Source organism: Bacillus sp. PS217 (genome assembly GCF_037963535.1).
In the GTDB taxonomy this organism is placed as follows: Bacteria; Bacillota; Bacilli; order Bacillales; family Bacillaceae; genus Bacillus; species Bacillus subtilis.
Genome location: NZ_CP150157.1, coordinates 3,804,818 through 3,820,803 on the forward strand (window position 1 = coordinate 3,804,818; position 15,986 = coordinate 3,820,803).

15 protein-coding genes, 1 pseudogene and 3 other annotated features are annotated in these 15,986 nt (G+C 45.7%); of the genes and pseudogenes, 5 read left to right on the plus strand and 11 right to left on the minus strand.

What is annotated here, in order from left to right:
* Positions 1 to 4: 4 nt before the first annotated feature.
* From NSQ83_RS19740 to NSQ83_RS19750, 3 genes are read right to left on the minus strand one after another with little or no spacing between them, the layout of a single operon-like run.
* Entirely contained in the window at positions 5 to 1,381 is a 1,377-nt protein-coding gene (locus NSQ83_RS19740) for a YncE family protein (protein ID WP_198878427.1), read from the minus strand.
* Between the two features lie 39 nt (positions 1,382 to 1,420).
* Positions 1,421 to 2,776, minus strand: a complete 1,356-nt coding sequence (locus NSQ83_RS19745; RefSeq protein WP_069322965.1) for a YncE family protein — start codon at positions 2,774 to 2,776, stop codon at positions 1,421 to 1,423.
* Positions 2,773 to 3,003: a hypothetical protein gene (locus NSQ83_RS19750; RefSeq protein WP_069703618.1), complete on the minus strand. Its 231-nt coding sequence runs from the start codon at positions 3,001 to 3,003 to the stop codon at positions 2,773 to 2,775. Before NSQ83_RS19750 ends, NSQ83_RS19745 begins: the two co-directional genes overlap by 4 nt.
* A gap of 2 nt (positions 3,004 to 3,005) precedes the next feature.
* Here NSQ83_RS19750 and rapF point away from each other — a divergent pair, with 2 nt between their 5' ends.
* The 3 genes and pseudogenes from rapF to NSQ83_RS19765 all read left to right on the plus strand — a co-directional run bounded on the left by rapF (position 3,006) and on the right by NSQ83_RS19765 (position 4,818).
* Positions 3,006 to 4,151 (plus strand): response regulator aspartate phosphatase RapF, encoded by a 1,146-nt coding sequence (gene rapF, locus NSQ83_RS19755; protein WP_029318693.1) that lies wholly within the window; start codon positions 3,006 to 3,008, stop codon positions 4,149 to 4,151.
* On the plus strand, positions 4,135 to 4,254 hold the full coding sequence (phrF, locus tag NSQ83_RS19760; RefSeq protein WP_009968329.1) for a phosphatase RapF inhibitor PhrF: 120 nt from the start codon (positions 4,135 to 4,137) through the stop codon (positions 4,252 to 4,254). Before rapF ends, phrF begins: the two co-directional genes overlap by 17 nt.
* Before the next feature lie 115 nt (positions 4,255 to 4,369).
* A pseudogene (locus NSQ83_RS19765) lies at positions 4,370 to 4,818 on the plus strand (YbaK/EbsC family protein).
* A 30-nt stretch (positions 4,819 to 4,848) separates the two neighbouring features.
* On the opposite strand, the gene speB reads toward NSQ83_RS19765, so the two are convergent.
* Together speB and speE are read right to left on the minus strand one after the other, a co-directional pair.
* Positions 4,849 to 5,721, minus strand: a complete 873-nt coding sequence (gene speB, locus NSQ83_RS19770) for an agmatinase (RefSeq protein WP_198878426.1) — start codon at positions 5,719 to 5,721, stop codon at positions 4,849 to 4,851.
* A 60-nt stretch (positions 5,722 to 5,781) separates the two neighbouring features.
* Positions 5,782 to 6,612, minus strand: coding sequence for a spermidine synthase (speE, locus tag NSQ83_RS19775; protein ID WP_003227543.1), 831 nt, complete (start codon positions 6,610 to 6,612; stop codon positions 5,782 to 5,784).
* Positions 6,613 to 6,814: 202 nt separating this feature from the next.
* Between speE and NSQ83_RS19780 the strand changes: the two genes are divergently transcribed.
* Entirely contained in the window at positions 6,815 to 8,890 is a 2,076-nt protein-coding gene (locus NSQ83_RS19780; RefSeq protein ID WP_038427996.1) for a transglycosylase domain-containing protein, read from the plus strand.
* Positions 8,891 to 9,182: 292 nt separating this feature from the next.
* Here NSQ83_RS19780 and NSQ83_RS19785 read toward each other — a convergent pair whose 3' ends face one another.
* Positions 9,183 to 9,701 carry a YwhD family protein gene (locus tag NSQ83_RS19785; RefSeq protein WP_017696251.1) on the minus strand — a complete coding sequence of 173 codons (519 nt, stop codon included), beginning with the start codon at positions 9,699 to 9,701 and terminating at the stop codon, positions 9,183 to 9,185.
* Positions 9,702 to 9,714: 13 nt separating this feature from the next.
* Complete coding sequence (locus NSQ83_RS19790) at positions 9,715 to 10,374, minus strand: site-2 protease family protein (protein ID WP_080529923.1); 660 nt, start codon at positions 10,372 to 10,374, stop codon at positions 9,715 to 9,717.
* A gap of 108 nt (positions 10,375 to 10,482) precedes the next feature.
* Here NSQ83_RS19790 and NSQ83_RS19795 point away from each other — a divergent pair, with 108 nt between their 5' ends.
* Positions 10,483 to 10,671: a 2-hydroxymuconate tautomerase gene (locus NSQ83_RS19795; protein WP_003222038.1), complete on the plus strand. Its 189-nt coding sequence runs from the start codon at positions 10,483 to 10,485 to the stop codon at positions 10,669 to 10,671.
* Positions 10,672 to 10,713: 42 nt separating this feature from the next.
* On the opposite strand, the gene NSQ83_RS19800 is transcribed toward NSQ83_RS19795, so the two are convergent.
* The 4 genes from NSQ83_RS19800 to NSQ83_RS19815 form a co-directional block, all read right to left on the minus strand.
* Positions 10,714 to 11,133, minus strand: coding sequence for a MarR family transcriptional regulator (locus NSQ83_RS19800; RefSeq protein ID WP_003242889.1), 420 nt, complete (start codon positions 11,131 to 11,133; stop codon positions 10,714 to 10,716).
* 119 nt (positions 11,134 to 11,252) lie between these two features.
* Positions 11,253 to 13,169, minus strand: a complete 1,917-nt coding sequence (gene thrS / locus NSQ83_RS19805) for a threonine--tRNA ligase (RefSeq protein WP_106073295.1) — start codon at positions 13,167 to 13,169, stop codon at positions 11,253 to 11,255.
* A gap of 53 nt (positions 13,170 to 13,222) precedes the next feature.
* Positions 13,223 to 13,444, minus strand: a binding site (T-box leader).
* Between the two features lie 31 nt (positions 13,445 to 13,475).
* Positions 13,476 to 13,697, minus strand: a binding site (T-box leader).
* 33 nt (positions 13,698 to 13,730) lie between these two features.
* Positions 13,731 to 13,959 (minus strand) — a binding site (T-box leader).
* A gap of 46 nt (positions 13,960 to 14,005) precedes the next feature.
* Complete coding sequence (locus NSQ83_RS19810; protein ID WP_106073294.1) at positions 14,006 to 15,415, minus strand: MFS transporter; 1,410 nt, start codon at positions 15,413 to 15,415, stop codon at positions 14,006 to 14,008.
* Positions 15,415 to 15,885, minus strand: a complete 471-nt coding sequence (locus tag NSQ83_RS19815; RefSeq protein WP_017696247.1) for an Rrf2 family transcriptional regulator — start codon at positions 15,883 to 15,885, stop codon at positions 15,415 to 15,417. The genes NSQ83_RS19810 and NSQ83_RS19815 overlap by 1 nt, the downstream gene beginning before the upstream one ends.
* Between the last annotated feature and the right edge of the window lie 101 nt (positions 15,886 to 15,986).

Below are 15,986 nucleotides of genomic sequence, written 5' to 3' on the forward strand. Positions count from 1 at the left end.
ATAGCTACATCGCAATCGCAGACGGACCCGCGCCAACCGGAATCACCGTCACGGCTGTATAATCACTTGTGCGGTACACGGTCACAGCATTGTCGTTGGGCTGTGCCGCATAAATATACTGTTTGTCCGGCGTTACGGCGAGGTCAAAAGCGCCGGGGAGAGACACGTTTGCAATGATCCTCTGTCTGGCCGTATTAACTACATATAAGTTATTAATAAGAAACGGTTCACTATATGGCTCTAGAAAATAAGCTCTAGTGCTATCGAGAGAAAATACAATCGTCCTCAGCGTTTCAAATAAACGGCTGAAGTCCCCTCCCCTGCTTAATGGAGACAAACTAATCTCCGTTACACCTTTCGGCCACAGCTCACCATTCAACACGTACGCAAAATTTCCAGCGTAAGGAGTTGCAATTAAACTGGGAAATTCAAATGAATCTATGATACTTTCTACCAACTGCCCAGTATTTGCATCATATTTATCAACCGACCAACTGCTTCCATTAGCGGTATAGACATACTGTCCATTCGGATCAAGAGCAAAGTCTAAAGCGCCGGGTATCGGAATGACATCAATGACCGATTGAGAGGCCGTGTTAATCACATATATAGATCCGGCGGCCATCACGTATGCGAACTCATCTGTTGGATCAAATTCGATCTTTCTCGGCCCTCCTCCAACAGTAATGGTATTTATGATGGTTAATGTTTTATTATCAATCACTGAGACAAGGTTGGTATTTCCATGGAGGACATACGTGAATGCTTTATCGAAAGTAACGCCTAGATTAGTTGGCACGTCAGAAAAAGGGATTGTTTTTACAACAGTGTTTAAATCTGCATCAATAACCGAAACCGTGCTGTCTCCAGTATTGGCAGTAAACACATACGATTGAGGGTCTGGTGATGGCGGTAAAACAAGTGTCCCGGTCACCGTAAGCGGACTGCCGTAGAAAGGCGGTACAATGAGCAGATCTTCCACTGTCATTTGACTAAAATCAGGACAGCGGTCAGACTGTGCTGCATAATAAACAACTTGATCAATCTCTTCAGTATGAATCACAGAAACCGCCCCATTGCCTTGTCCATATTGATTTCGTACAGGCGACACACTGACAAGAAGCGTAATGGTCCCTTGTACTCTCACAGCATATCGAACACCGATATCTTCTGGTTCCGGCCCAGTCTGGATTAAGCAAGGCTCACTGATACAGGACACATTGTCTGTACTCCATGTAACAGCCGCTGACGCTTCGGCCGAATCAACCTTGAAGCCCTCAGGGATATCTATCGGCACTTGAAACGGCGCTTCTCGGCTAATTTCCTCATCACAAAAACAGAAACAATTTTCCTGTAAAGCAGAAAGATCATTCTTTTTCATGATTTCACGTCCTTTTAGAAATGCACAACATATAGTTGATTAAATCGCAATAGCTCCCGGTGAAACCCCAAGAGATATGACAGTCTCCACGGAGTAATCATCCGTGTTGTAAACAGTGATGCTCTGTTCTAGAACATGAGTTGCATACAGAAACTCGCCATTCGGGGTAAACGCAAAGTCTCTTGCCGACTGCGGAACATTTCCTATAACGCCTGCTCCATTTGGACTGACAGAATATAAATTGCCAGTGAAGCCGTCATATAAATACACCTCTGCTCCACTCGTAAACATTCGATATTCCCCTTCATACTCCAGCTCTTGGGTGCTGCTGATGGTAAACGTATTTAAATCAATAACCGTCAAATAATTAAAAAAGAATTCTTGTTCTAATACATAGGCATACCGCTCCGGCCAATTTGTTTCTATGGTTGATACGATAAGCTCTCGTTCAATTGTTCCTGTGACTTCACCGGTAGTTAGGTCCACTTTTTGCACTATTCCAAAATTCAGAACATAGGCGAATAACCCATTGGGATCGATTGCAACATCATATCCTTCCACAGGAATCGACCTATCCACAGTTAACGTATCAATTCCAATCACATAAACCGCAGTACCGGTGAAAACATAAGCAAACTCATGATTAGGGATAAATCTAATCAATCGAGGCGGCTGATCCAGCAATATAGTTGCTGTCACTGTTAATGTGTCATAATCGATGACAGAAATCACATTATTGTTGGGATGTAAGACAAACACAGCGCTTTTATCTGGCGTAATTTCAATACCTGCCGGATTGTACGGAAGAGCAATCGTTGTCACAACAGTATGGGTGTTTGTATCAATCACAGAAACTGATTGATCATTTGGATTCGCTGTAAACGCGTAGACGGGTTCCGGCTCCGGTACAAGCACAATCGTCCCCGTCACCGATAAAGGACTGCCGTAAAACGGCGGAACAACAACAAGGTTCTCAATCGTGATGTCACTGATATCCGGGCAATCATCCGGTTCATCGGAATAATAGACGACTTGATCGATTTCTGCATTGTGAATGACGGAAACAGCCCCGTCCCCTTGTCCATATTGATTTCGCACAGGTGAGACACTGACGAGTAGCGTAACGGTTCCCTGCAGGCGCACTGCAAATTGAACACCGACCTCATCAGGCTCTGGCCCCGTTTGAATTAAGCAACGGTCACTGACACAAGAAAGGCTGTCTGCATTCCACGTCACGTTTGCAACAGCTTCAGCCGGATCAACGACAAATCCTTCAGGTAATTCAATCGGCGCTTGAAACATGGCTTCTCGGCTTGCTTCTCCCTCACAAAAACATAAGCACTCTTCTTGTTCTGCTCCTGCTTTTTCTTTAAAGGAAAGCTTGTTTTTTCTCATTCCTTCACTTCCTTTTCAGACATACACTGCTCACGCAGATATAACAGAATATGGAAGGTTAACGTGTTTGCTTGTACAAATTGCTGAGGGTAAACGCTTCTTTTTGAAAATATATCTCCAAACATGCGGTGTAACGAAAGAAAAAATTGCGGTTTTTTTGCGCTTCTCACAAGAATGTTGATGATAAAATATGACATATATAGAATTATGAAGGGAGGGATTTGCAAACGTGACAGGTGTCATATCTTCTTCTTCCATCGGAGAAAAGATTAACGAATGGTATATGTACATACGCCGATTCAGCATACCCGATGCAGAATATTTGCGACGAGAAATCAAGCAAGAGCTGGATCAAATGGAAGAAGATCAAGACCTTCATTTGTACTATTCACTGATGGAGTTTCGGCACAACCTAATGCTTGAGTACCTTGAACCGTTAGAAAAAATGAGGATTGAGGAACAGCCGAGACTGTCTGATCTGCTGCTTGAGATTGATAAAAAACAGGCTCGTTTAACTGGTCTGCTTGAGTACTATTTTAATTTCTTCAGAGGCATGTATGAGCTGGATCAGCGGGAATATCTGTCGGCTATTAAATTTTTCAAAAAGGCCGAAAGCAAGCTGATATTCGTTAAGGATCGGATAGAGAAAGCTGAGTTTTTCTTTAAGATGTCTGAATCTTATTACTATATGAAACAAACGTATTTTTCAATGGACTATGCACGGCAAGCATATGAAATATACAAAGAAAATGAAGCTTATAATATAAGATTGCTGCAGTGTCATTCTTTATTTGCCACCAATTTTTTAGATTTAAAACAGTATGAGGATGCCGTCTCACATTTTCAAAAAGCTTATTCTATGGCAGAAGCTGAAAAGCAGCCCCAATTAATGGGAAGAACTTTGTACAATATCGGGCTTTGTAAAAACAGCCAAAGCCAATATGAGGATGCCATAACATATTTCAAAAGAGCAATAGCTGTTTTTGAAGAATCAAATATTCTTCCTTCCTTACCTCAAGCGTATTTTTTAATTACACAGATCCATTATAAATTAGGAAAAATGGATAAAGCTCATGAATATCATAGTAAGGGAATGGCTTATTCACAAAAGGCCGGAGATGTAATATATTTATCAGAGTTTGAATTTTTGAAATCTTTATACTTATCAGGCCCGGATGAAGAAGCAATTCAAGGATTTTTTGATTTTCTCGAAAGTAAAATGTTGTATGCTGATCTTGAAGATTTCGCTATTGATGTGGCAAAATATTATCATGAACGTAAAAATTTTCAAAAAGCTTCTGCTTATTTTTTGAAGGTGGAACAAGTAAGGCAACTTATTCAAGGAGGAGTGAGTTTGTATGAAATTGAAGTCTAAACTATTACTCTCTTGTCTGGCTCTAAGCACTGTGTTCGTGGCAACAACTATTGCAAATGCACCTACACACCAAATTGAAGTTGCACAACGAGGAATGATTTAACCGCCGTCCATCGGCGGTTTTTTTTGTCCCCTCTTTACCCAATCTCCCAATTCATGCTATGATTTTTTTTCAATAATCTTGAAGAGAGTGGAAATGCAGCATGTCTCTGTAAAGTGTGAGAACCCACTTTACACAGTGGAATCGAGAAAATGATGTGACGGAGTTCGAAACGTCGAGTGCGACAGTTGAACAGGCAGCTGAGACGATCGGCGTAAACCCGGCTAGAATCGCCAAGTCCCTGTCCTTCAGAGGGGAAGGATATCAGGCGATTCTGATTGTGGCAGCCGGCGATGCCAAGATCGACAACAAAACGTTCAGGCAAACATTTGGCTTTAAAGCAAGAATGCTCTCTCCTAATGAGGTACTGGAGCAGACAGGCCATGAAATTGGAGGAGTTTGCCCCTTTGGTTTGGCTTATGATCCTGAGGTTTATCTTGATGTATCACTGAAACGGTTTGAGACTGTTTTCCCCGCATGCGGCAGCAGAAACTCAGCTATCGAGGAGAATTATCCGAATTTTCTTTCTCAAAAGTGTGGATTGATGTTTGTAAAGACTGGGAATAAAAAACATCCAGACATCGTCTGGATGTTTACTTAATTCACAAACCCAAGCAGCATTTCACGGATGATTTTGCTGGCTGTGTTTGCCGTTTGCTCTGAGTGGTCGTATACCGGCGCGACTTCCACTAAGTCAGCGCCCTTTACGTTTACCTCTGAACGCGCGATTTCATGGACGGATGCAAGCAATTCTTTAGACGTGATGCCGCCGGCGTCAACCGTTCCTGTACCCGGTGCGTGTGCAGGGTCTAATACGTCAATGTCAATTGTGACATAAACCGGACGGCCCGCCAGCTTCGGAAGCACCTCTTTCAGCGGTTCAAGCACCTCAAATTTTGAGATGTGCATGCCGTTTTCCTTCGCCCATTCAAACTCTTCTTTCATGCCGGAACGGATTCCGAATGAATACACATTGTGCGGTCCGATCAATTCTGCCGCCTTACGGATCGGCGTGGAGTGAGAAAGCGGTTCTCCCTCATAATCAACACGAAGATCTGTATGTGCGTCAAAATGGATAATCGCAAGGTCTGGATATTTCTTGTACATCGCTTTAATGACAGGCCATGACACGAGGTGCTCCCCGCCCATACCCATTGGGAACTTCCCTTTTTCTAAAATGCTGTCCACGTATTCCTCAATCATATCAAGGCTTCGCTGCGGATTTCCGAACGGCAGCGGAATGTCGCCGGCGTCAAAGAAGTTCAAGTCAGCCAGATCGCGGTCTAAATATGGGCTGTATTCCTCAAGGCCGATTGACACCTCACGGATTCTGCTTGGACCAAAGCGTGAGCCCGGGCGATAGCTGACTGTCCAGTCCATCGGCATGCCGTAAAGAATGGCGTCCGCCTCTTCCCACTCGGGACGGCTCGCGATAAATACTTTTCCTGAATAAGCTTCATCAAATCTCATCTATAATACCCTCGCTTTCCTGTAAAAAAGCGCAAGATTCGCTCCTGCGCCATACCTTCATTATTTAATCAGGTCACTCACAAATTTCGGCAGAACAAACGCCGCTTTATGAATATCTTTTGTGTAATATTTCGTCTCAATATCGAAGAAACGGCTGTCTTCCACTGCAAGCGGATCATATTTTTTCGAGCCAATTGTAAATGTCCACAAACCGCTTGGATATGTCGGAATGTTCGCCGTATACAGCTTCGTAATCGGGAAGATTTCCTTCACGTCGCGCTGTACATTTGTGATTAATTCCGGTGTAAACCATGGGTTGTCCGTCTGTGCGACAAAAATGCCGTCTTCTTTCAGCGCTTTAGCGATTCCTGCGTAGAATCCTTTTGTAAACAGGTTTACAGCCGGTCCGACTGGTTCAGTCGAATCTACCATGATGACGTCATATTGATTTTCAGATTTTGCAATGTGCATAAATCCGTCATCTACCTGCACGTCAACGCGCGGATCATCCAGTTTGCCTGCGATAGAAGGAAGGAACTTTTTAGAGTATTCGATCACCTTGCCGTCAATATCTACAAGTGTCGCTTTTTTCACGCTTGGGTGCTTCAGGATTTCTCTGATAACGCCGCCGTCACCGCCGCCGACTACAAGAACGTGCTCCGGATTTGGGTGCGTAAATAATGGCACATGCGCCACCATTTCGTGATAAACGAATTCGTCTTTTTCAGATGTCATCACCATGCCGTCCAAAAACAGCATGTTGCCGAACTCTTCTGTTTCCACCATTTCTAAATGCTGAAACTCCGTTTGTTCTGTATGTAACGTTTTGTTAACCTTCATCGTAATGCCAAAGTTTTTCGTCTGCTTCTCTGTGTACCAAAGTTCGCTCAATTGTCATCTCCCTTTCGAGGCTGTATTCATTTATTGTAAGCGTCTTATCAGCTTTTATTCTCGGTTGAAATCTCATTTTCACCTAAGGAAAAAGTATAGAGGATGGCGGGGAAAAAGTAAAGATGCGTCCTGTTCTGCGATGTTTAAAAACGATCTTTTTTTCTCATAATAGTAGAAACATAAAAAAAGGGGGAAACCCGTTGTGGATGCAATGACAAATAAACGGCTGAGACTGACGCTGAAAACCGTTCGCGCCTTTATCTTTTTAGGGGCTTTTGCGGCCTTGGCGGCAGCTGCCGTGTTTATGACTGTCATTTTGATAGCCAAATACCAGGGCGCTCCCTCGGTGCAAGTGCCGCAATCCACGATTTTGTATGCGAGTGACGGCTCAAAGCTCGGGGAAACGAACTACGGCGAAAAGCGCTATTGGGTCCCCTTAAAGGACATGAATCCGACGATCGTAAAAGCGACAGTGGCGATTGAAGACCAGAATTTCTACGATCATCACGGCTTTGATTATAAACGCATGGCCGGCGCGGCGCTTGCTGACCTGAAAGCATTTGCCAAGGTTCAGGGTGCAAGCACCATCACCCAGCAATATGCGAGAAACTTATACCTTGAACACGACAAAACGTGGAAACGGAAATGGAATGAGGCGTTCTACACGATCCGTCTGGAACAAAACTATTCTAAGGACGAGATATTAGAAGGCTATTTAAATACGATTTACTACGGACACGGCGCCTACGGCATTGAAGCAGCTTCCCGCCTGTATTTCGGCAAACATGCCAAAAACCTGACGGATGCGGAGGCGGCGCTTTTGGCAGGAATCCCGAAAGGCCCTTCCGGCTATTCACCGTATGTCAATGAGACGAAGGCCAAGGAACGCCAGAAAACGATTGTGCGGATGATGGAAAAGCAGCAGATGATCAGCCAAAAGAAAGCGGATGAATTGATCAAGGAACCTCTTTCCTATCAGCCTTTGAATAAACAAGTTTCCAAGAGAAAGGCTCCTTATTTCTATGACAATGCGATGAGAGAGCTGGAGAAAAAGCTCGGCATGACACGGGAGCAAATTGAAACAAGTGGGTTAAATGTCTATACAACGGTAGATAAGCGGATGCAGCGCATCGCCGAGGAGACCATTACCGAAACAGTTAACGCTGGATCTGACATTCAAGTCGGGTTTTCAGCCATTGATCCCCGCACCGGAAACGTTCTCGCCCTTGTCGGCGGCAGGGATTATCAAAAAAGCCCGTTTGACCGGACGACACAGGCGAAGCGCCAGCCTGCTTCGACGATCAAGCCGTTGCTGTACTATAAAGCGATTCAGAGCGGATTTACGCCAGTCACTTTGATGAAAAGCGAAGAAACCGAGTTTCAAATTGATGCAAAGGGAGAAACCTATTCTCCAAGCAACTATAACGGATACTATGCCAACAAGCCGATTACGCTTCTGCAGGCGCTGGCGCTTTCCGACAATATTTACGCTGTGAAAACGCATCTTTTTCTCGGCACGAACAAACTTGTAAAGACGGCAAAGGAATTCGGCATTACCGCCCCTCTTCAAGCACTGCCGTCTCTGGCACTCGGCACCGAACCCGTGCGTCCGATTGAGATGGTCAACGCCTATGCCATGCTCGCAAATGGCGGAAAGAAAATCGAACCGACTTTTATTTCAAGGGTAACGGACGCAGCCGGCCACGTGCTGTACGAAAACCCGAATCAGCATAAACAAGTGCTTGATGAAAAAGCCGCTTTTGTCACAGCGAGTATGATGACAGGCATGTTTGATACCGATTTAAATGGATATACGTCGGTAACGGGGCGAACGATAGCCAACCGCCTGACAAGAACGTATGCCGGAAAATCAGGAACCACCAGCGCAGACAGCTGGATGATCGGCTTCAATCCGAAGCTGGCCGCAGGTGTTTGGACCGGCTATGACAAAAACAGCACCATCGACTCGGTCGAAGAAAAAAGCTATGCTAAAACCATTTGGGCGGACTTCATGGAGGACGCGCTCAAAGGCGAACCAGAAACCGCGTTCAAGCCGCCAAAAGGCGTAACCGGTGTGTACATTGATCCGGAAACAGGCTACTCATCAGGTCCCGGCTGTGCCGCTAAGCATTACACATATTTTGTGAAAGGCACAGAACCAGCAAACATGTGCTACGGGGCAGAACCCGCAAAACAAACAAAAGACCGGCTTCCATCCAAAGAAAAGCCCGCTTCCGAGAAAAAGTGGTGGGACAAATGGCTGGGGCGACATCATTGAAAATAACCCGGCTCATCGGAGGCCGGGTTATTCGTATGGTTCCTTCATAATCGATGGAAGAATGTTAAACAATCGAGCTGAACAATCAGTTTTGGGATAAAGTGGTGAATTTCTCATTTCTTCGGCGCTGGCTTTCATCTCCCAGTCGCCGACTCATATCCCCCTAAAAATGAAAAACCCCGAGTCTTGTTTCGGCTCGGGATTTTCCATGTCCTATTTCTGTATCACCAGTTTACTCAATGTTTACGAAAAATATCTCAAATACTTTAAAAGTTCACAGAAAATTCATAAATTAATTGTTTTCCGGAAGCAGGCTCTTTTTTAACTCATCTGAGGAACGGTCCCATAGGCCCTGATCATGCTTTTTCAGAAATTCGCCTAGTACATGCTTCGAGCTGTCGTCCATTTTATCAACGATGATTTTCCGTTTCATGGATTTATCCATCAAATTCACATGCTCAGGCAGCGACTTGTAGCCTCTTCTGATGCTTCTGTCGACCGTCATTTCACAGGCTGTCACACCAGCGTAATAAGGCCCCTCTTCTTTTCTGTCAATCGTTACCCACACAAGCCAGTATGGTTTTCCGTTCGGCACTTCTTCTTTATTCGGGAGAAATTTAATTCCTTTTTCAACGGTGCTGCGGGCATGCATGGCGCCGATGTCTACGAACGCTTCTTTTTCTTCTACATCAACGAATACGGGAGAAATGTTATCAAGGCTGAGTGCCCCTACGCCAAAACCGCCGTGTCCGTCTGTCGGATCACTTTTGATAATATTAAACCCGATTGATTTTTTCTTTTTTTCTTCCATGAAGTTCTACCTCCTACAAAAGCGGTTGAAATATCGCTGAAAACAGCTTTAAAATCGAATCTCTTCCTGCATTGAGCATCGGCCACAGCACGTAAGATCCTAGCGGTGTCACAAACAGCACCAAAAATACGATAAAGCCGTAGCTCTCCGCCTGCGTCATTTTGGTACGCACGCCCGGCGGAACGAGATCTTCTATAATTCGATAGCCATCGAGCGGAGGAAGCGGCAGCAGATTAAATAAAAACAAGACAAGATTCAGCTGTATCCAAATGGAAAAAAACTGATCCAGCCCCGTGCTGAACGCCGCAAGCATTTCCATTCCGTACGCATGCATCAACACTAACAAAAAGAAACCGATAAACGCAAGAATCAGGTTACTGACGGGCCCGGCTATAGATACGAGCACACCGGCAAGCCGGGGTTTCTTAAAGAAGCGGCGATTCACGGGAATGGGGCGCGCCCACCCGAAGCCGGCCACCAAAATCAAAATGGTTCCGAACGGATCAAGGTGTTTAATGGGATTCAGCGTCAGTCTTCCTTGTTTTTTCGCCGTATCGTCACCGAATTTGTATGCGACATAAGCGTGGGCAAGCTCGTGCATCGTAAACGACACAATTAGCGTGATGACGAGGTATGGCATTAAAGATAACGGATAATATAAAAAACGGTCCAAGTGAGATATCCCTCTTTCTCAAAATGCAAGAATTTACTTTATTCAGTATACTATAAGAAGCCTCTTTTTCTAAAGAGAGGAAACGAGATAAAGGAGGATTCAGCACCCATGCCATACGTAACTGTCAAAATGCTCGAAGGCCGTACAGACGAGCAAAAACGCAATCTTGTCGAGAAAGTAACAGAAGCCGTAAAGGAAACAACCGGTGCTTCTGAAGAAAAAATTGTTGTCTTTATAGAAGAAATGAGAAAAGACCATTATGCCGTCGCAGGCAAACGCCTGAGCGATATGGAATAATCTCTATAAAGCCGGCGCTTCGCGCACCGGCTTTTATTATCCCTATTGAGCCAGCTTCGCAATAATCGCCAAGAACGTCTTTTTCTCTTCGGCTGTTAAACGTTCAAACATGCCATCAATCAGCTGCTGGCGGTTTTCGATCATTTGTTCAGCCGCTCCCCGGCCCGATTCAGAAAGAGTAATCCATACAGTGCGGCGGTCATTGTTATTTCTGGATCTCTCAATAAACCCTTCCTGCTCTAAATGATTCAGAGCTGTGGTCGTGGCAGAGGGAGACAGTGTGACCTCCTTCAAAATATCCTTTATGGTGCAGCTCCCATGTCTGTATATGATCCGCAGAATAAATCCTCTTACATTATTCACGTGTTTCGGAACGGTGGCTTCATCTAATTGCTTCGTGCTTTTCAAATATTTTGTAAGTGCGTGATCCAGCAAATTTGCTTCCAGTTTGTCATGGTCCATGTAAATTTCCCCATTTCGAGATGCATTCATAACATACGAACGATATGATTTACTTATTATTTTACTGATTCCGAATAGGGAAAGTCAAAAAAGCAAAATGTGAATTCACAGCTTTTATCCTACATGCCTCGATTTTCCACCTGTTTGACAAGTTTATCTTTAAAAGTTTGGAAAGGAACGTGTTCACTCTGCTGATGTCCGAATCGGCGGACGTTTACCGCATTCTCCTGCTCCTCATGATCTCCAAGCACCAGCACGTACGGGATTTTCTGCACCTGCGATTCTCTGATTTTATAGCCCAGCTTCTCATTGCGCTCATCAATGCCGGCTCTTATCCCCGCCTGCTTCAGCTCCGCCTGTACCTTTCTGCAATAGTCTAAGTGAACGTGAGAAACCGGTATGATTTGAACCTGGAGCGGTGCGAGCCAGACTGGAAAAGCCCCGCCGTAATGCTCGATCAAAATGCCGAAGAAACGGTCGATTGAGCCGAAAACCGCTCTGTGGATGACAACGGGACGAACCTTTTCATTGTGTTCGTTGATATATGTTAAATCAAATTTTTCCGGCATTTGAAAATCAAGCTGAATAGTCGCGCATTGGTGGCTCCGTTTCAGGGCATCTTTTATGTGGAAATCAATTTTCGGCCCGTAAAACGCCCCATCGCCTTCATTGATCTCATAAGAGAGGCCAAGCTCCTCAAGGACGCGTGCTAAGGCACGTTCCGACGCTTCCCAAAGGCTGTCATTGCCTAATGAATCCTCCGGGCGAGTCGAAAGCTCAACTGAATACTCGAAACCAAATGTCCGATATACCTCATCAATCAGCCGAATCGCTTCTTTGATCTCACTCTCAATCTGATCCTCCCGAACGAAAATATGGGCGTCATCCTGACAGAACGTCCGAACGCGAAGCATTCCGTTTAAAGCGCCGCTGTATTCATGGCGGTGCACCTGTCCGAATTCCGCCATGCGAATCGGCAGATCCCGATAAGAATACAGGCTGTTTTTAAAGATGAGCATGTGGCCGGGGCAATTCATCGGCTTCATTGCGAATCTTGTATCATCCACTTCTGAAAAGTACATATTGTCGCGATAATGGTCCCAATGGCCTGACTGCTCCCATAACCGCTGATTCATCATAAACGGCGTACGCACCTCATCGTAGCCGGCATTTGTTTGCAGCTCACGCGAGAAGCGCTCCAGCTCATTGCGGACAATCTGCCCTTTCGGCAAATAAAACGGCATCCCCGGCGCTTCTTCAGAAAACATAAACAGCCCTAACTGTTTGCCGAGCTTGCGATGGTCTCGTTTTGCCGCTTCTTCCAGCATATGCAGGTGCGCATCCAAATCTTTTTTCTTTTGAAACGCAACCCCGTACACCCGCTGCAGGACTTCATTTTTGCTGTCTCCGCGCCAATAAGCGCCTGATACTCTTGTCAGTTTGAACGCCTTGATCATCCCTGTAGAAGGAAGATGCGGCCCGCGGCACAGGTCAACGAATTCCCCTTGCTGGTACAATGTGATATCCTCCCCGCGCGGAATATCCTTTAAAATCTCAAGCTTGAGCCGCTCGTCTTTTTGTGCAAACACCTCTTCAGCCTCTTCGTAAGAAACCTCTATACGTTTGATTTCAAGGTTCTCATTTATTATGTTTTTCATTTCTTTTTCGATGGCCTCTAAGTCTCCTGATGCCAAGCTTTTCCCCAGCTTCATGTCATAGTAGAAGCCGTCTTCAATCACAGGCCCTACCCCCAATGACACTTCGCCGTACAGCCGTTTTACTGCTTGGGCCAGCACGTGCGCTGTTGTGTGGCGAAGCACCTGCAAGCCTTCTTGTGAATCGAGTGTGACAATCGAAAGCTCAGCATCTTCCTCCAGCTTAAAGCTGAGATCAACAAGCTTGCCGTTGACCTGACCTGCGGCAGCCTTCTTTTGCAGACTGGAACTGATAGAACCAGCCGCTTCTTTGATTGTGATGCCTTTCGGATATTCCTGGATCTGTCCGTCCGGAAGCTGAATGTGCACATGTTTACTCATTTTAGAACACTCCTTATTCATTGTTGTATATAAAAAAACACACCCGTCCCGCAGATAGGGACGAGTGTGTGATTAACCCGTGGTTCCACCCAAGTTCCCGACAAATACGATATTGTCGGCTCGGTGCTGTAACGCAGCATAGACGGCATTGGTTACTTCAGTTCCCCAATGCTGCTCCAAGGCGGTAAATGATATTCCTAAGCTGGGAAGCTCTCACCTTTCCTTCCCTCTCTGAAAACCGTAACTATCATTCATGTCCTTTTCATCGCATGTATTCAATTCATAAAAAAACACACCCGTCCCACAGATAGGGACGAGTGTGTGATTAACCCGTGGTTCCACCCAAGTTCCCGACAAATACTATGTTGTCGGCTCGGTGCTGTAACGCAGCATAGACGGCATTGGTTACTTCAGTTCCCCAATGCTGCTCCAAGGCGGTAAATGATATTCCTAAGCTGGGAAGCTCTCACCTTTCCTTCCCTCTCTGAAAACCGTAACTATCATTCGTGTCCTTTTCAACGCATTTATGTAGTTCATATAAAAAAACACACCCATCCCTCTAAAAGGGACGAATGTGTTGATCATCCGTGGTTCCACCCAAATTCCCGATCAATTACACATGGTGATCGGCTTAAAGATGCTGTAACGCAGCATGACGGTATCAGATACTTGTTTTCCCCGATACGGCTCAAAGGCGGTAAGCTGCTTTCCCTGCGTTAGGAAGATCTCAGCTGTCCTTCCCTCTCTGGAAACCGTAAAAAGCATCTCGTGTCCTTATCAGTGCCTGTTGTTTCAATAATTTTTTATATCTTACTATATATTCCCACAAAGCGCAATCAGTGATTTACATTTTTTTCTGACGCAGCAGTTCCGTTATGGGCAGCCAGAAACAGCCATACAAGCAATGCAGCGAGGCTGTATGCCGCCCCCATCATCAAAAATGTAAACCCGGCACCGGCATACCAAGTGGCGGACAGATGAATGATCACCCCGGTTATCGCTACGCCGACCAAGGCTCCGATTTGCCGGTTTGCATTTAACGCCGCACCCGCGATATTCGCATGTCTTTGCCCGGCAGCCTGCATGATCACAGTTGTCATGGCAGGAACTGTAATACCGGTACAGAGGTTCATAACAGACATCAACACCGCCAGCTGCCAATAAGGAAAATCCGGAGAAATCAGCACAAACAACAGCAATGCAATGATACAGCTGACCGCCATTGATACAAACATAAGCTGACCAGCTTCAAACCGATTCGCCAGACGGGCAAACAGCAGATTGCCGATCACGAAGACCGCCATCATCGGCAGCAGCTCCACTCCAGCCATAAAGGAACTTGCCCCTCCTGCTTCCTGCAAAAAAAGGCTGAGCATAAACATGCCGCCAAAAAGGGCGAAATTCAGCAAAAACCCGATAAATTGGGCAGCTGAGAAGCGGCCGTTTTTGTATAAGGACGCCGGCAGGATGGGTGCTTTTGCAGAAATTTCCCGCAGCAAAAACAGCACAAATGCCAAAATCGCTGCAGTAAATGCTACAAGAATCACTGGCGAGCGCCAGCCCGCTGAAGGCCCCTGTATCAAAGCATAGGAAAGAAACCCGAGAGCCATCATGCCAAGCAGATGCCCGGTGATGTTCACGCGGCCGTTTTTTCCCGGGACGCGGCTTAGGATTCGGTAAGCTGAAATGAGCGCAGCAGCCCCTATTGGCACATTGATCAGAAAAATACTCTGCCAGTCCGCCAACTGTACCAGCACTCCCCCGATAAAGGGCCCAAGGCCTGAAGCGGCGGAAACAAGCGCGGCCCACAGTCCAAACATTCTCGCCCGCGCCCGCTCATCAGGGTAAGAGGCAGCCAAAAGGCTGAGTGAGCTTGGCATAAACAATGCTGCCCCAATTCCCTGTATGAGACGTCCGGCAATCAGCATCTGCCCATTTATAGATGCAGCGCATAGACAGGAGGCCAGAACAAAAACGGCTAGACCCAAGATATAGATCGTCTTCGAGCCGAAACGGTCAGCCAAGGCTCCGCCCGCCAGCAGAAGCGACGCAAAAGTAAGAATGTACCCGTCCACAACCCACGTTACACCTGAAAGTGACATTGAAAGAGTGTTTTTCATATCAGCCATCGCCACATTCACAACGGTCACATCAAGAGTTGCCATGAGGAAACCAAGTGCGAGCACGATCAGCACGGATATGCCTGTTGATGATGTTGATTCTTGTATAGACCCGCTATTTTTCATTACAATTGCCCTTTCACTTGCTTGATTACCCAATCATCTATTTTTTCAAGATCATACAATTCCCCGACTCTGTCCATGACATGCTGCAAGGATTCTTCTCTCATAAGATTGGACCATTTATCCTCGATTTCCCCCATGACTGTCTCCAGCACACAGTGACTTTCACCCTCAAATACAGATTGCAGCAGGCCTTTCCCCTGATACATCGAGCCTCTGCCTTCGACCGCTTGATAAACATCATAAAGCGTAATGTCAGCCAAAGGCTTCGTCAGGGTAAAACCGCCCTTCGTCCCTGGCAAGGATTCTGCCAAACCTGCTTGAACCAATGTTCTCATCAGCTTCTTCAAATAAGACGGAGACACGCGCAATCGCTGGCTTATTGCCTCTGACGTCAAAGAAGCCTGTACAGGCAGCCGTGACAGTAAAAGCAGCACAGAAACCGCCTGCTCCATTCCTGATTTCATTTTCATCCTATTAACTCCTGATTCATTATGGATAACTATTATCCATAATGAATCTCTTAGCAGCTTTTGTCAATAAAAAAAGCAAAAGAAACGATTCATTTCTTTTG

Excerpts from the sequence above, each read along its gene's own strand:
- NSQ83_RS19740 (WP_198878427.1), bottom strand. The coding sequence starts at position 1,381 with ATGAAAAAGAATGATCTTTCTGCTTTACAGGAAAATTGTTTCTGTTTT.
- NSQ83_RS19800 (WP_003242889.1), bottom strand. The coding sequence starts at position 11,133 with ATGGACCATGACAAACTGGAAGCAAATTTGCTGGATCACGCACTTACA.
- NSQ83_RS19745 (WP_069322965.1), bottom strand. The coding sequence starts at position 2,776 with ATGAGAAAAAACAAGCTTTCCTTTAAAGAAAAAGCAGGAGCAGAACAA.
- thrS (WP_106073295.1), bottom strand. The coding sequence starts at position 13,169 with ATGAGTAAACATGTGCACATTCAGCTTCCGGACGGACAGATCCAGGAA.
- NSQ83_RS19795 (WP_003222038.1), top strand. The coding sequence starts at position 10,483 with ATGCCATACGTAACTGTCAAAATGCTCGAAGGCCGTACAGACGAGCAA.
- phrF (WP_009968329.1), top strand. The coding sequence starts at position 4,135 with ATGAAATTGAAGTCTAAACTATTACTCTCTTGTCTGGCTCTAAGCACT.
- NSQ83_RS19815 (WP_017696247.1), bottom strand. The coding sequence starts at position 15,885 with ATGAAAATGAAATCAGGAATGGAGCAGGCGGTTTCTGTGCTGCTTTTA.
- NSQ83_RS19785 (WP_017696251.1), bottom strand. The coding sequence starts at position 9,701 with ATGGAAGAAAAAAAGAAAAAATCAATCGGGTTTAATATTATCAAAAGT.
- speB (WP_198878426.1), bottom strand. The coding sequence starts at position 5,721 with ATGAGATTTGATGAAGCTTATTCAGGAAAAGTATTTATCGCGAGCCGT.
- NSQ83_RS19810 (WP_106073294.1), bottom strand. The coding sequence starts at position 15,415 with ATGAAAAATAGCGGGTCTATACAAGAATCAACATCATCAACAGGCATA.